This is a genomic window from Asticcacaulis benevestitus DSM 16100 = ATCC BAA-896, assembly GCF_000376105.1.
Taxonomy (GTDB): Bacteria; Pseudomonadota; Alphaproteobacteria; order Caulobacterales; family Caulobacteraceae; genus Asticcacaulis; species Asticcacaulis benevestitus.
Map to the genome: position 1 here is coordinate 1 of NZ_AQWM01000028.1, position 16,408 is coordinate 16,408.

Genomic DNA, 16,408 nt, shown 5'->3' on the forward strand with positions numbered 1-16,408 from the left:
ATCAGGCGCGCGCGCTGATCGGCGGCCAGGTCATCCGGCAAGCCGGCAGCGACGCCACGCCGTATCGCATCGCCCTGCCGGTCAATGGCGCGATCGACATGCCTATCCTTGACACCATGACTGGAACGTCCGGACATGGCCGAGACGTCGCGTGCCATGCCAGTTTCCAGGTCGATCATTTCCTTCGTCGAATAGCGAATGCCGTCAGGTCCGTCAGAGATCCGCACCAGTTCGTCTGACGCCATGACTTTTGAATAGAGAGCCTGGTACTCAGACGGGTCGTCATTGATGTACCTGTGCAGCGTGCGGGCGACATCGCGACGATCGAACACGCTCTTCTCACCGGTGATCAGCGTCAGCACCTGGTCGGGGTTTTCGCGGATCAGTTCGGCGTTTCTAACCCTCGCATCCTCGGCCAACCGTTCGCGTTCCACCTCCTTGCCGTGTCGGTCCATCTGTGTGGCATGAACCCCGACGTGCTGGGTCGGCTCGATCTCCAGCCCCCGGTCCTGGTGCGAGCGGTGATCAATGCGGATGTCATGACCGGCGCGGGCCAGGTGAAGATTAGCCGTTTCTTCCCACTCGACACGCAGGGCCTTTAGCTGCTCGTCGGTCGTCGGCAGTTCACGCGCCTTCAGCCATTTGTTTTCGCGTTCAAGGTCGGCCTTGTCGCCAAGCCCGTCCTCGGTCACCTGACGGGTCGTGAACAGGATGTGCGCATGGTGGTTGCGGATATCCATATCCTGATCGGGTGTGTGCAGGGCGAAGTCCACCGCCACGCCATAGCGATCGGCCAGGCCTTGAGAGAACTCACGCACCAGCTCGAGTCTCTGTTCCCCCGTCAGTTCATGCGGCAAGGCGACTTCGATTTCTCGGGCGACGCGGGCGTCTTTGCGTTTCTCGGCAAACTCAGCGGCATTCCATAACGTCTCCCGGTCGCGCGCCCATTCGGCGGTGCTGCCTTCCGGCAAGACGATCTCAGAATTCTCAATGCCGCCCTTACGGGTGTAGTCGTGGATCACACCATCGCGCTCATTGGTCAGGCGGGTGCCGGAACGATAGGCGGCCGCGCCCACGGCCGAGCGACCCGATGCACGGGAGACGGTTTTCATACTCAGATGATAAATCGCCATTGACCTATCCCTTCGCCGGCCCGTGCCGGCGCGCATCTGAGTTGCACAGCAACTCGTAAGTGCGCCCTTCAAAATCTCCGCTACGCTACGATTGCTCAGGTGTGCTGCACGTTTGTCAGGCACCATGCACACCACAAACACGGTCTCAGAGTACCATAAAAGCACTTGCAATCAAGAGTCGAGTCTGGCAAAATAGAGCATCGTGGAGTTGTTACAGGGGTGGCACAATGGCGCGTAAATCCATCGAAGAACGGCTGGCGCAACTGGATGCCCAGCGTAAGACTTTGCAGGCCAGGCTTACCAAAGACGAACGGGCCAGGGACACCCGCCGTAAGGTACTGCTGGGCGCACTGGTTTTACACCGTATTGAGGACGGCAACGCGGCCAGTGCCGACTATCTGCGAGACTTCATCAAACGCGAACTACCGGGGTTTCTCACACGCGAGACCGACAAGGCGCTATTCGATGATCTAATCGGCTCAGATAAGGCAGCCAAATAGAGTGGCTACGAGCGCCGACAACGTTAGGCTATATCGGCCTCAAGACTCGAGTTTTTGGTTGATAGAAATACGCAAAAATCGCCTGGTTCAGCCCCCGTCGTTTGGCAGAACATCTCCCCCGCCCACGGCAGCGAGGACAGCAGATTGTCATATTCAACGCAGCATATCGGCCGACCGCTTTTGATACCAGACGAGACGCACAATCCGCGCCAGGATTTCCAATTTCTGTTCCCTGATTGCTCAAAGGCCGAGGGGCGCCAGGAAGCTTCGTTTTTGCGATTGCGCGGAGTTCAAAGGGATGTTTGATCCGGCATAAGATGGTCGGCGTGATGGATGAAAAAAGGCCTCGCCGATGACCGACGAGACCTGACGCAAAACTCAGTTCCCCGAGGGGCGGCTCCAGAGCAGATGAAAGACCTCGGGCGCATCACTGGCAACCAGGCTGGCATAGACCGGATGGGGGAACGTCGGATCGTCGAACTTTACGGAAAGGTATTCACGGCCGCTGTCGCGTCCTGTTCGCTTCCAGCCGGCGCCGACCTCAACATCCCCTACCAACAGCCGAAAGTCGGGGCTGTTTTCTGACGGGGTCTCGGTGGCCACGATATGGATGTCGACATCCAGTTTGAGCGTGTTGATCTTACCCGTGAAGTTTTGGCCCGAAGCCGTAAAGGTGCCGATGATAGCCATGAGAAGGTGCCTTTCTGAAAATCGGATCGCGCCAATCGCGACCTCGATGCCGCGCCCATGGACGTGAGGCCGGACCTCCTGCACCCCGCAGGGGCTGAAACGCAGTGGAGGACGTCGGGCGCGAGCCCGGCGTTGCCGGATGGTCCGGCTTATGTCCAAAGCTGCATGAATGAGGTCGCTTCAGGCGGCTTCTGCTTCAGAGGGAACCTTGCAGGTATTGCGGACCGAGTCCGGGCGAACTATACCGGTAGGACACTGCGGGAATCTTCATGTCGCCAGACGCTCTTGACCATCTTCCGGACATCAAACGCCGCGAGCTTGAGCACGTGGTGAAGGTGTTGTTCGACGCCTTTGGAGATGCCACAAAGACGAAGATGTCTGATAAGCGCAAGGCCGGCCGCATCCTCAAGGTAATCCTGTTCGGGTCCTACGCACGCGGCGACTGGATTGAAGACCGCCTATCGGGCTATCGCTCAGACTACGACATCCTGATCGTGGTCAGTGGCCATGAGCTCACCGATTTGCAGGAATACTGGTCGGTGGCGGACGACACCTTCGTGCGCGAATACACCCTCACCCATGAGCTAAAGACGCCGGTCAGTTTTATCGTGCACAGCCTCCAGGATGTGAACGACCAACTGGCGCGTGGGCGGCCCTTCTTTAGCGACATCGCACGCGACGGTATCATGCTGTTTGAGGCCGAGGGGCATCCGCTGGCGAAGGCAAAACCGCTATTGGCGGATGAGGTCAAGGTTGAGGCGAAGGGCTATTACGATCAATGGATGCCCCGTGCGCTAGAGTTTCTCGCCGGGACAGTGTTCTATTTAGAACGCGGAAATCTCAAAATGACTGCATTCCATCTACATCAGGCGGCCGAGGCCCTGTACCACTCTCTACTTCTCACTTTGACGCTTTATAGCCCGAAATCGCACCGACTCAGCTTTCTGCGATCGCAAGCTGAGGGCCTCAACGCAGGGCTACGGGACGTCTGGCCAGACGACAGTAAGTTCGCGCGGCGCTGTTTCTCGAAGTTGCAACGGGCCTATGTAGAAGCGCGTTATTCAGCGGAATATGAAATTACGGCTGAAGAACTGGAATGGCTGCAAGAGCGGGTTGGCCTGCTGACGGAGAAGACAAAGCAAATTTGCGAAGCGCACGTCGCGAAATAATTCTGTCGTCCATTCATATCGCCTGAGACGCACCTGTGGTGCCTCCGAAATCAAAATGGCTCGATTGGGCAAGTCAGAAGCCAATCTTCACACCCACATCCGGTTTGAGCAGGCTTTCTTGGCGAAGGTACTCAAGTATCGCCAGCGCATTTTGCGGTGGCAAATAACGCAGTTGGCGCGCCACCACGGCAAAATCACCCGGAGTCAGGTTCCGTAAGCCTTCAAGTTCTTTCGGCGCCGTCATACCGAAAAACTCCTCAAAGGCGCGCACCAGACGTTCTGGCCCCAATGGCGCAAGATCCAGCTTGAAGACGAACCGTCGCAAGCTGGCCGGATCAAGTCGATGCCGATAGTTGGTTGCGGCAATCACGGGAAATGGGTGGCGGTCTAGCCAGGTCAACATCTCGTTGACCTGGCCAACTTCCCAGGACGTGCGGGAATTTGTCCGGTCAAATAGCAAGGAATCTGCCTCATCGAACAGCAAAACGCCCTCCTGCCGGCGCGCGTCCTCGAAAGCACCGGCAATATTTTGTTCGGTTTCGCCAACCCATTTTGATAAAAGGTCAGATGCCCGACGGACGAGCAGCGGCCGGTCGAGAATACGCGCTAAATGGTGCGCCAGGGCAGTCTTCCCTGTTCCAGGCGGTCCGGTCAGGAGCAAGGACACATCGGCCATGCCCAGGTCACGGATAGATCCGAAAAGGGCATCAAGGGGCCGATCGGTCTCATAGAGCTGAAGGTCTAGCGCGCCAAACCCCTCCAGCGGCAACTCTCCGCCACGCAATGCTCGCACCAGAGATGTTGCAGCGCGCGCGCCGCAGTCAGCCTCTCCCGCCAGCCGCGCTGCCCGCGTCGCGACACGCAGCACGCTTGCCGTTTCCGGCGCCTGATCGATAAGCTTGCCGATGGCGTCACCTGGCTCACCCGTTTCATCATTTATGATGCGCTTAAGAATGCGATGGGCGACGCGCCGTGGCGGTAGGTCGAGCTTAAGGACGAAGCTCATCCGCCGCAGGATGGCATCGTCAACATTGCCAATGGCATTCGTCACCCAGATGACTGGCGCCGCATTGGTTTCCAGAAGACGATTGACGAATACCTTGCTGCCTTCACGCTTCGAGAACCAATCACCGTCGGAGCGTTGTGCCCCGCCGATCAAATCCTCCATCTCGTCGAACAGGAGAATGGCGCCGCTGCGATCCCCCATCACGCGCTGCGCGAGCAGAAGCGCCAGGACGCGGTCATTCCGCGTTGGCTCCTCGCCGTCTTCATCTGCCTCTCCGATCCCATGCAACGCGCAGCCAGCGGCGGCGGCCAGAGACCGTGCCAATTCTGTCTTGCCTGTTCCGGCGGGTCCATGGATGAGGATGTTGACGCCATGTGCTTGCTCGCGCACCGCCCCCTCCAGGAGACGGACAAGGAAGCTTGCATCTTGAACGTGGGCAAAATCCGCGAGTTCCAGGTTTGCGACCTGACGACGACCCGCCAAGGCTTCCGCCAAACGATCGGGAGCGGGTTCACGATCAAGAATACGCGATAACGGCCAGCGAATTTCCACGGGATTATCGTGACGTGACCTAATGCCAAAAGTCATCAGGCCAAGCTTCAAAACGTCGCTGCGACGAACGCGCGGCCCGGCCTCCACAGGATCTGCACCGGCGATTTCGCCTAGAACGGCGGGTAAGTCTCGAATTTGCTCGGCGACGATATTGAGCAGATCGGCAACTCTTGGAAGACGATCACACGCAATCATCAGGGTGAGCAGACGCGCATCAAATGCCACTAATTGCAGCAAGCGTCCCAGTTCATCCGCCAAGTCGAGGACTTGCGGGCGTTGATCTTCTGCCTCTAAGGGACTTTGCAAATAAGCCAGAAAATGTGCCCAGTCAGGTTTTTCGTTCGTAGGCCATGCCCCTGCGAAAAGCCAGGCAGCATTCTCAGTGCCCCAAGCTATCAATCGCTCAGCAGTCGCTGAGTTTGGCACGATATCGCGCGCAATCCGGAGCGCTAAGCTGCGGACAATAAATTGTTCGTTCATTGTTTTGTCTTCGTCTATTTGGCGGACGCGCTTCCAAGAGCGCATCTCGCGATGTTCCATTTTATTATTCAGGAACCAGTGCGCGGTCCGGAGCGTTCCCGCCCCGCCGCAGCGCCCAAAGGCGCTTAGACGAAAGGCAGGATCGCGGCGGGCTTAAGGCCCCGGCTGTTCTTCGATCCCAACAATCCATACTCTCCATTTGGCCGCATATGACGCGGCAGAGTGAGCGCTATAGTTAAAATTGAAACGATGCGCAAGACAGCCGAGCTGTATACTTGCCAACCGTGACAACCGCGCCACAGGCGCTGTGCAGAATAGGCTTCCAGGTCGCGTTCTGTATGCTCAGCCTTATTTCGGCCGCTCGGTTCCTTTGAGCCAGAAGTCAAAGATCTGAGCGTTTGATAGGTTAGTAGCCCGGCAGGTTGCCCCGCCGAACTACTTTATCACCTCATCATAAAACGGCTACGCAAGGTAATGATGTCCCGCGTCAGATCTTCATCGTTGAGGCGTTCTGCCCATTCGACAAAAGCCAGGGCATCACTTCCCCATTGGCCAGCCTTAGAACGGTCGTAAGGTCGTCCCGACTGATGCGCAGCCAGAATGCGCTCCTTCTGGCCACGCATGGATTTCCAGAACGCATAATAGGGTAGCTTGATCTTGAACATGAAGCCCGCCGCATCTTCGATTACAAAACCTTCGATATGCCGTCCGTTGAAGGTGTAATCCCGGCCCGCTGCATTAACGCTGGCGAACCACACTTTAAACGCACCGAAGTCGTCAAAGCGGAGTCCATCCTGCTTTACACCAAGACTGAATTCCGCCGCCAAGGCCTGCAAATCCGCATAGCCAAGACGAGCGAATGTCTCAGTCCGGTGAATCGCATCGAGTAGTACGACATGGCGCTCCGTATATTCGATCATGTGCGGGTCGTTGACTGGGTCATTGACCTCAAACACAAGGCCCAAATTTTCGTCGCGCAGACGCGCCTTCAACCCTGCCAGTCCGCCCTCACCAACCTGCATGGTGACGATGTCACGGAACCAGCCCGCGAACTCGGACTCCGGTGTCGATTTCGACGCGAAGAACAGCTCGTCCGCACCGGCATCGAAGCCGAGAATACCGAGAAAGCCGTTCTCCTTGACGAAAAGGCGCAATGGAAAGCTCAGGCTGCGCTCAAGATTGCGCATCTGGGTTTCCGCCCGTTCTTCAAGGTTGAAGAACTTGTCATAGGCGCGCGCCACGATCCGGCGGTCGTCAGCCACAAACAGCCCGCGCGCGGACAAGGTCGTGGCGTCCCACGCACCCTTCTCAAACGCACCGCGCGTGAAGTTGTACGATGCGAGGCCGGGGAAACGTGCGAAACGCTTTTCCGCAACATGCTTGTGGCCTTTCAAAGCAGCCAGCGCTCCTTCGGAGATCAGGCTGCGAGGATCAGGCGCAAAGGCCGATGGCTTCTCCTTACGGTGGATCGCGTTGACCACGCGTATGGTTTCGAACCCGCCCGCACCATCCAGCACCATTACGCTCAGGCAGCCGCCGAACTCGACCTCGGATTCGAGGTTGAAGCTGTTGGCGGACGCCTGGATCGGCAGCTTCGCGCTGTTGCGGTGGCCGTGCACTTGCAGCCAGTTCGTTCCGGCCATCGTACCTGCAAAGGTGGCATCGACCGGATCTTCATAGCGTCCCGTACCTTTCCACATCTGGAGCGATGGGATCAGCAACAGGTCTTCGGCCACACGAGACAAGCCCGCATGGGTGACCAGAACGCGATGCGGCCCATATTCGTAAACGAAAACGTCCTTCAGCCGCGCTACTAGACGCTTGGCCTCACCCACGGTGAAGTTGGCGGCCAACAATTGCGGAAGCGTGTTGTGTTCGAACTCCTTCGACACCGGTGGCTGCCCGTTACCGAAGCGATGAATATGGCACTCATGGTTGCCGTAAATCAGTGCAACGTTCTCACGTGGCAGCAGTTCGTCGACGACAAAGCGGATGACCTTGTCGTTTTCGATACCGCGATCGAGGAAGTCACCGACGAAGATGTAGAACTCATCGTCCTTGAACCCGCCCTGAAAATACTCAGCCACCGGCGCGTAACAGCCTTGCAGATCGCCAATGTGATGGACGCGTGCATAGGCATTAAGATCACGTACGGGGTCGGTGAGCGCAGACAGAAGCCCACCGTCGCCCAAGTCTTCCGGACGCAAAACCTTCAGGCCTTTTGGCAAGGGACTCGACGCGAACCGCTCATAAGCCCGATCGATCACCGACTCCGGCACCTGCTTCCATTGAGGACGCATCAGGTTACGTGCTTTGGCTGTCTCAGGCGACACCCCTGAAAAGTCGAGGCACGTCACGCGGTAGGCGTATTTCGACGCCAGTGCCATAGGCATCTTGAAATCGCGCTGCGACTGGAAGGTGGCGTCGAACAGGATGAATTCGCCCCGCGACATCTTCTGTTCCAGCAGGCGCTCGACCTCCTCCCATACCTTTCGGTCATTGTTGGGATTAATGCTGATACGCCCGTCGGGCAGCATGATGACGCCCCCCATCTGCACCCGCAGGGCGTCGGGCGATAAGGCGTAAGGCTCAAGCCCCGCTTCCGCGATAAAGGTGGATTTTCCGGCGCCTTGCGCGCCACGCATAATGACCAGATGTCTCATTTGAACAACTTTAGGAAGCGGCGGCGCTAAGAGATTCGACTGCCGCCCCTATTCCTTAGGATCGATCAGGCCTTTAATCTCATATGGCATTTCGCCGGTAATTTCATACAATTTTAGCCAGGCTCTGACGGCGGCGGCCGCCGGTCCTGGAACCGGCAGCCCCGCGAACCAGCGAGAAACTGAGGAGCGATCTACCCCCAAGGCTTCCGACAAACGCGACATCCAGCCGCGTTCACCGAAAAGAAAGATAGCCGCCTGCCTCAGTTCCTCCGCCGTCATGGTTCAGGCCTCGCTGACGTTAAGCTGGAAGGTTTCCTGCTCACGTAGGAAGGTCAGCACATTTTCGGAAAAACCGTCGATGTGCGTCCATGTCCCGTAGCCGACGCCATGGCGGGCGGAAGCGACGTTGATCATGTAGGCCTTGGCGGCCACAGGATCAGGCACGACGTCCTGGCTTTGTTCGTCGGTGATCACGATGAGGCGATCATGTTTGATCGCGTTCACATGCGTCACCGCCTTACCGAGCAAGGTGCCGTTGGACGGTTGCGACCTTATGATCGCATCGATCCCGGCCATCCCCCGACGCGGCGGCACTTCAATCACTTCGTTGGAGAAGCTGAAGACCCGCACGTCGCCAGGGATGATGGACGCCAGCGTCGCCGCCGCATCCATGCGCGTCAGGTCGGATTTCGCCGATAGACGCACATTCATCGACGGTGATACGTCGACCAGGATCAGAGTCCGCCCCTTAAGAACGGGTTGTTCCAAGATGGTCTCGGCCAGGGCCTGATCGAGCCACGGTTCGAACCGGGGGGCCGCCCGCGCTGCCGCCACATACCGGAACGGCAACACACGCTCGGCACCACGACGCGCAAGGATTGCATCCTTGACCAGCGCTTCGTCAACGCCGGCCTGATCCATGTTCCGCAGGTTACGCAACAGTGCCAGATAGCCGAGCTTTCGCTCGCCCAGCAGGCGCGTAAAGGTCGCGGCCTTGTCCGCCCCGCCCGACAGCGCCACCTCCCACGTGTCGGGAGAGGCAAGCGTCTTATCGACCAGTTGCTTCCAGATCTCGGCCTGGGCCGTATCCCTGGGTTTGGCGTGACACAGGAACAAGACGTCGCGCAGTTTGACGTCTCCGTCGCGGTCGTACTTGGCCAGTTGGTAAGCGTCGAATTTGACGAAGGCGCGCGCAAGGCCCAGCTTCATCTGCTTCGACAACGGACGTTTGCCGTTACGCCAGTACAGCGTCACAAGCTCGGTCATTTCGTCGGCCCGCTGGATCACACGCTCAATCGTCGGTGCGACCATGGGGCCGCCCTTGGCGATCAGCGCGCACAGCAGCATCAGCGGAGCGTGCCGCAGCTTCATCAGCTCGCGCGCTTCGACCGCTAACGCAGCCAGGATTTCTGACGGCACTTCAACCGCGAGCGCAAGGATGCGATCGGCGATCGTCTGACCGTCTTCATAGAATTCGTTTTCCCACAACAGGCAGGACAGAACCGAACGCCGAAGCTTTTGTTCGACAGTCAGTTCCCGCGCTGGGGCGCCCTCGTGCGTGATGCCGGGGACCTTTTTGAAAATATTGAACCGCATTGGGCTCTCCTTTTCCGGACATCGAGGCGCAAAGCGGCCTTCACCGGACACCGTGTCCGATGGCATTTGCGCGTGTAATGGGCTGAGGCGGCGGCAGGCCATACAATTGGCGGACGCTGCGAGATGGGTGTTTAGTGCGTAGCAAGGCTAGAACGCACCTTGCTGCTACTGATTACGTTCCGGGGGTACGGACGGGATCGTCAGCCCCTCCCCCAGCGAACCGGGTTTGGGTTGGGGAGTCGAACCCCGGCCTTGCGGCTTCTCCAGATCGATGAAAACGTATCCCTACGCCACCCGGTGTGCCGCTCAAATGGTTCCTATTGCAGGCCTGTTTAAGCGACGAGGCAGTTACTAACGCAACTTGTTGCGTAATGCAACAAAAATGATTCAGAATCGGCTTTCCGGGAACAAGCGAATCCGGTGGGAGGTGCTTCCGCCGGATATTGCCGTATCCGGGCCACGCTGGCTTGACGGAAAAACCGTCATCCAGGGCTCACCATTTCCCGAGGTGGCAGCGAAGAAACCGAACTCTACACCACGGAAAACCAACTCTGAGACGGCCAGGGAAAAAACGACAACAGCAGGTGCTCTACCCCTGAGCTACGCGAAGGAACCTTCACGACCGGATTCGAACCGGCGACAACCTCGTTATGAGCGATGAAGCTGTTGTCTGCGCCACTGGCCGCAGTTGTCAGAGGGAACAGACGAAAGCGCCTATTCTGTTGCTCTATCCAATTGAGCTACCCGGTTGCCCGGGGCCGGCTTCGAACCGGCAACCTACAGATTAACGAAGGAATCGCTTTCTACACCACTCTGACAAAGCAGCCATTACGGGCAAATGTTGCATACCGCAACAGGTAAAGTGCCCTTTGAGTTCGTGCACAGCGAATAGTGTTTCAAATGCAACAATATCATAGTGGTGGCTCCTGCGCGCCCAATCAGGAAATAGATTGTTCGTGGAGGTAGATCTCGCGACCATAAGCAGACATCAGCTAGCTGCAGGTGTGAAAAACTCCATCGACTGCGCCCATATCCGGTGGGCATGTAAACTTCTTTTGGTGCGGTTTTAATGCCACAAGGGGGCGCTAACATGGCGTCGAAGCTTGTGGGCGCCGTCTCAGCACTTATGTTTCGCTGATGCGGACACTCATCTATATATTACTTTTCATTTTAATAGCCGTTCTTGCTGCCACGTTTGGCCGCTCTATTGGCCGTTCCGTTAAGGGTGGTATAGCATTTGCGTCGGTTCTGCTTGGCGTGGGCGTAGTTATGGACTCACCAGCGCGCCATGGCATCGAGGCTGTTGAAAGCGAGCGCGACGATTCTGAAGCTTCGAAAGATGGCGAGTAAATAGCTCGCCTCCTCCCTTGTCGGCTTGGCGCCCAACGCGGCCATCTGTCGAGGTAATAACCAAACGGCCTGTAAGGGGTTATTGGCGACTCACTTTTTTCTCTAACTGAACGGATCAAAGAACGGGGCAACGTCGGCGACCAACATGGATGCTCGCCCCTCGACTTAAATACTCAGTAGCGTCCGCGAACGATCACGGATCGCCATTTCCAAGGCCTGTAACCCTTCTGCGTTAGGGTAATAAGTGATGACTCGCAGGTGGCGTAAATCGAAGGGCACATAATCTATGTGCTGCGTGATGAGGATCACTTCACGGCCAAGCGCGTGCGCAATCCCCACCTCGTAGAAGACATTTGGGTTCTTACCTGTGCAGTCGGCAACGATGATGCGAGACCGATCAATCAAACTCACGATGTCCTGCATGATCTGATGATGGATCCAAATATCGTCTGCGCGGTTCACAGTCATACCCACGCTGGCTCCTGCGCGTTGTATCGCCTCATAGACCGGGGTGAACCCAGCGTCAAAAGGCATCATTGCAGACATTTGACTTGCGTCGATCGCTGTCGCCTCGCTAACCGTAAACACCGTGGGCCTATTGCGCAGAGGTGTCAGCGCCCTTAGAAAGACTCGATAAATATCGACATCCTTTAGGGCCCAATGGGTGCGGTTGAATTCAAAGTCCGCCATCTGAAGTTCACCGGCAATCGTGCCGATCCAAGGGACGGGAACCGGCGGAATATTCGTGTCAAAACTATATTCGAGTATGATGTCGCCACCACTCGAGGCCGATACCCGTGTGATCTGGCCAACCCTCGCGAGATTGTCCCCTGATCCCTCCTCAGACATGAACAAGGCGGGATACTGCATCAATTTATTAAAATTGGGACCATGCGCAGCTGTATGGTCTGCTGCTATATGATCTTCCGTGTATTCGAATATCCTGGAACGCGTGAAGCTGCTCCGATGCGGCTGCCAGCCACCGCCCATTACCACTAGATTATACACCGTGCCCTCCTTCGCATTCTGGGCTAGCAACACATCCTACGGCTGTGTCATCAGATACATCGAACAGTCAGATGAGATATCCACCGAGCTAAGTGGTATAACGTTTTCAAATGTCACGCAGGCGCTTAAGGTCTTAGCGCCCGAGCCAGTCTCTGCGCCGGATTGACAATATCAAACGAACCAATCTTTGCGATCACGAGTCGCCCCCTGAAGTATTCGATCGTAGGTTGCCACTCGAACCTTGTCTCCCAAGCCCTCAAATTCGGCGCGGCATCTCTGTTGCGCCTCGGTCTCCGTCTGGGAATTGCCGATGACGAGAATGATGCCCTTTGGTGACGCTAAATGGGTCAGCCCAGTATTTGATCGCACCGTCTCGATATAGTTCAGGAAATGCGCGTAGTAACCGGCGCATTGTGCAATGGCTTTATGTCCGTCAGTCGAATATCCGTCGCCCCGGGCGTTTGAAAACTGCACGTCAGGCCGCTTCAGCTCGACGATCCACCAATACAAACCTAAGGAATTGCGGTTCGCCACCAGGAAGTCAGGTATGAGGCCCGGCCGACCGTCCACAGAAGAGGTGCGGATCGTCCGCTTGGGATAGGCCCATGTACCGTGGTGACCGGACTCGGGAATCACATACTGGAGCAGATAGGGGTTCGCTTCTATTGCTCGATGGATACTTTCCTCATTTCCGTCTTCAAGCGCCATTTGGAAGTCACGGAAATGGTCCTTGTTCAGATTGTTGATGTTACCATAACATGAGCCTGGAAACTCAGCGGCGGCCCTGCGTTCATCTTCCTCGGTCCACCGGGCCGGCTTTATTTCAAATCTCGCCACATCATCTCCGATTGTTAAGTCGATCGTCAGCGCGATCTGAATCGCGGTCGGATTGTTTTCAGATCATTACTGAAGGTTTTGCTATCGACAAGTCAGTTGCAATTTATGGAATAACCGGACGCCTTGCGAAAGCACTGATCGTCCGAGCCCCCCTCGACAAAGCGACGTACAGATGTTCTCGGCTCATTCGGTTCTTAGGATTATCGGCGTCAAGAATGATCACGTGGTCAGCTTCCAGCCCTTTCAGCAACAGGGTGGACCCAATCGACTTCGGTGCGATGTCGCGGCCGGAATGCCGTCTTTGCTCCCTGAGACCGACGGTGTATGTCGCCAGATCTTGAGGCGCGCCTTGCACCACCGACTTCAATGCCTCCAGCATCATGTAGTAGGCACTGTCTCTATAAATGCGCCGCGAGGTGTCTGCTGACATAACCTTGAAAAAAGCGATAACTTCCGCGTACCCACCACTTTGATTGACGGCCAGGGCCGCCATCTCAGCAGGCGTAGGCTCGGTACGATTTCGGCGATTCAAAATCGACTGAATTCGGGTTTGGATTTGCGTGCCACCTACGTTCGTCATCACCGAAGAGAGAAAATCCAGTGAAGCCTGTAAAAGCGGCGCGCCAACTTGGCTATTCATCGACCTGGCGCTCGCCACCACATCGCCAAAATCGACCGGTTCCACCACGCTGACGCCATGCGCCCGGCTAGCATAATTGTGCCGCGAAGTGGCCTGGATCGAATCCCCAATAATCAAAATGGATTGGCTAGGATATTGGCGAGATAGCTCATACTGAACGCGAACCTGAGTGGTGATGTTTTGATTGAAGTCGTTTGTCAAAGGGTACCAGGTCACGTGCCCCGGGCAGGTTCGAAGGTCAATCTGATGACTGTTCTGTAAAGCCTGCCGAGCGCCAAGTAGCCAGACACCTAGATTGTTCGCACCAACCCGATTCCACCGCCAGGGTGTTTGTAGCGTTCCAAGAAGTGGAAATGTGCCCATGACATCATTCGTCCAGTCGGGAAACGGCTCCCGTCGGAAGTTGAAGATGCACTGCATTGGATCTCCGAAGACAACCGTGGGCAAGACACGGGCTAGGCCACTGACAATGCCGTGCTGGTTGGACGTGCAGTCCTGATATTCATCAACAAACAACCGCCCGTAGGTCGCTCTGATTTCGGAATTAATATGACCGGACTTACAAAGGGTGCCGATCGCGTTCTGAATAGCGACATAGTCGGGATTTTGGGTCACATCATGTGCGTAACCGGCTCGCTCCGGAAACATTGAGATTAATGCCAATGCCCAGCCCGCGATCGTGTTCAGCCTGTAGGCACTTGACGGGACGCCAAGTCTCTTCAACCGTGCCCGCAGAACGGCAACCCCGGCCGTTGTGTGTGTGAGGAGAAGCGATGGTTTTGTCGCCTGTTGCGCGACAGAGGCGACAATGAGTTCAGTCTTCCCGCATCCCGCCGGCGCAACTACACACCCCCTCGCCGTACCCAGCACATCAGCGACGTCGACCATCTACTGAATACCACCTGGTCGCGGAAGCGGCCGCGCTGTCGGCGATTGCTGTATCCAGTCCCAGAGCGCCCCAAAAGGCGCAGCGAATGGTGCGGCCACCTGCCCAAATCCCGGTCCAACCACTTCTCTCATAAGGCGTTCCGCAGGCTCAATGTCCTTAAACCAACTGCCAGATTTATCCTTGGCGGCTGTGCCCAGCACAGGGCGCATGGCCTCCTCGAAATGAAGCAAGCATGCACCAAGGCTATATGTATTATTGCTAAAGCGTTTGATGAGCGTATCGACAGAGTCCTGGGACTTCCATTGTACCGCGATGTTCAGCAGTAATTCGATATGGGTTGGAGGCACTGACGCAAACAGGGCCTCTTCCGTCGATAATGGATCCGGCCAGCGGAAGACGGTGATATTCCTTTGCGCGAGCTCGGCATATATCTGAGGGTCGTAGACGACGTCGGAATCCATGAACAGAGCTGTACGATAGCCCATGTCAGCAAAGATTTTAGCCCGCTCAAACATGGTCGATCCATTGCCATCGGCCCAGTGACATCCATGGGCCAGCATGCTGTGTTGCCCCTGAGCCTGGGCGTGCAAATCGAAGCCACGCAGCAATCCGATCTCAGTCTTGCCTTCACAAACGATGACATTAGGCGCCAGAAATGCCTCGGAGCAGGCGCGCAGTGTCTTCTGCGCCTCTTCCCTGTCTCCTAACGGCCTAATCCAATTTTGGGTCACACGGATGGGAACGCCTCCCTCCACACCCGGCATTGGAGGAATAACCGCTTTTGTCGTTCTCATCGCGTGCAATTGAACAGACGATAACTCTTTTAATACAATCGGAGAATGCGTGGTCAAAAACACTTGTTGCGTGGAATCATTCGTCTTGGCCCCCAGAGAGTCTAACAGCCTGACGATCCGGTATGGCTCCAGTCCAAACTCGACTTCATCAACAATAAAGATGGTTGAGTTGCCGACCGATTTTTGCAATCCGGCGACAAGAAGACGCATGGAACCACTGCCCAGACTTCGCATAGGCACATGGTCGTTGTCATGAAGGGCGATGGCCCCGCCCGTAAAGGTCACCCCTCGGACGTCGAGCAAGGCCTTAATATCATCCACGCGGATGCCCATATTATGCGCGATCGTCCTGGATGCGGACAGGATGTCTTCCACGCCCTCGCATCCCTGATCGGCAAAGGCCTGTCTCGCCTGCCTCGACGCCGCCGCCAATGCCGCCGACGCCTGGGACATGTCAGAAGACAGTTTACCCAATACCGATCTGGGCCCTAAAGCCATATGGTGGGCTGCAGTCGCACCTAGTCTAACAGGTGCCACATTCTGACGGTGTTTGAACAGGATGTTGCGCTCCCGCCCCTCCGCCGCCGGACCGTCCGAATATAGCGACCAAAAGGGCTCGAGATCCGCGCTCACGAGGAGGCGTAAGGTCAGGACCGTCTCCAAATGCGCGGCCGTTTCACTTTGCATCTCGCCGGTGCGTGGATTCCATCCGCGGAAAAAATGTCCATATACCTCAAGATTCAACAATTCATCATCGAGAGATCCAAGCGTCACATCGATAATGATGGATGACGAGGTATCGCAGCGATGGAAATCTGCGTCAGTAAAGCTATAGCTCTGACGAGCACCGAGATTTAATTCGATGGCGTCGAGGATAGTGGACTTTCCCCCGTCTCCGGGTCCGATAAGGCAATTGATACCTGAGTTTGGCCACCATTTGAGATGCGAAATTACTCTGAAATGTCGAATTTCAATCTCACGAATCACCGTCATTTTGGCCCCACCTTTTTTGTCAGTATCATCATACTTATAACGACGAAGCATTCAATCTTAAGGCGAACAATAAAGCTAGGCAGCTAATATAGCGAACAGCGTCCCCAA

At 56.4% G+C, this 16,408-nt stretch carries 12 protein-coding genes; 2 read left to right on the top strand and 10 right to left on the bottom strand.

Annotated features, from left to right (window positions below; all coding sequences use genetic code 11):
* On the bottom strand, positions 1-1,133 hold a 1,133-nt coding region (gene mobQ / locus B060_RS0118455), incomplete at its 3' end, for a MobQ family relaxase (RefSeq protein ID WP_018083284.1).
* A gap of 227 nt (positions 1,134-1,360) precedes the next feature.
* Here mobQ and B060_RS0118460 point away from each other — a divergent pair.
* Complete coding sequence (locus B060_RS0118460; RefSeq protein ID WP_018083285.1) at positions 1,361-1,633, top strand: hypothetical protein; 273 nt, start codon at positions 1,361-1,363, stop codon at positions 1,631-1,633.
* Positions 1,634-2,011: 378 nt separating this feature from the next.
* On the opposite strand, the gene B060_RS0118465 is transcribed toward B060_RS0118460, so the two are convergent.
* Complete coding sequence (locus B060_RS0118465; protein ID WP_018083286.1) at positions 2,012-2,323, bottom strand: DUF736 domain-containing protein; 312 nt, start codon at positions 2,321-2,323, stop codon at positions 2,012-2,014.
* A 269-nt stretch (positions 2,324-2,592) separates the two neighbouring features.
* On the opposite strand from B060_RS0118465, the gene B060_RS0118470 reads away from it, so the two are divergent.
* Complete coding sequence (locus B060_RS0118470) at positions 2,593-3,492, top strand: HEPN domain-containing protein (protein WP_018083287.1); 900 nt, start codon at positions 2,593-2,595, stop codon at positions 3,490-3,492.
* A 73-nt stretch (positions 3,493-3,565) separates the two neighbouring features.
* Here B060_RS0118470 and B060_RS0118475 read toward each other — a convergent pair whose 3' ends face one another.
* From B060_RS0118475 to B060_RS0118515, 8 genes are all read right to left on the bottom strand, one after another.
* Positions 3,566-5,590, bottom strand: a complete 2,025-nt coding sequence (locus B060_RS0118475; protein WP_018083288.1) for an AAA family ATPase — start codon at positions 5,588-5,590, stop codon at positions 3,566-3,568.
* Between the two features lie 383 nt (positions 5,591-5,973).
* Positions 5,974-8,193: an RNA ligase gene (locus tag B060_RS0118480; protein ID WP_081606928.1), complete on the bottom strand. Its 2,220-nt coding sequence runs from the start codon at positions 8,191-8,193 to the stop codon at positions 5,974-5,976.
* Positions 8,194-8,241: 48 nt separating this feature from the next.
* A complete protein-coding gene (locus B060_RS0118485; RefSeq protein WP_018083290.1) occupies positions 8,242-8,472 on the bottom strand; it encodes a hypothetical protein in 231 nt (76 codons plus the stop codon).
* A 3-nt stretch (positions 8,473-8,475) separates the two neighbouring features.
* Positions 8,476-9,789 (bottom strand): TROVE domain-containing protein, encoded by a 1,314-nt coding sequence (locus tag B060_RS0118490; protein WP_018083291.1) that lies wholly within the window; start codon positions 9,787-9,789, stop codon positions 8,476-8,478.
* 1,515 nt (positions 9,790-11,304) lie between these two features.
* Complete coding sequence (locus B060_RS26260; protein WP_035423388.1) at positions 11,305-12,147, bottom strand: hypothetical protein; 843 nt, start codon at positions 12,145-12,147, stop codon at positions 11,305-11,307.
* Positions 12,148-12,318: 171 nt separating this feature from the next.
* The gene (locus B060_RS0118505) at positions 12,319-12,984 is read right to left on the bottom strand and encodes a Shedu anti-phage system protein SduA domain-containing protein (protein WP_018083294.1); all 666 of its coding nucleotides are present in this window, start codon (positions 12,982-12,984) and stop codon (positions 12,319-12,321) included.
* Between the two features lie 103 nt (positions 12,985-13,087).
* Entirely contained in the window at positions 13,088-14,512 is a 1,425-nt protein-coding gene (locus tag B060_RS0118510; RefSeq protein ID WP_018083295.1) for a UvrD-helicase domain-containing protein, read from the bottom strand.
* Entirely contained in the window at positions 14,513-16,351 is a 1,839-nt protein-coding gene (locus B060_RS0118515) for an ATP-dependent nuclease (RefSeq protein ID WP_018083296.1), read from the bottom strand.
* Positions 16,352-16,408 lie beyond the last annotated feature (57 nt).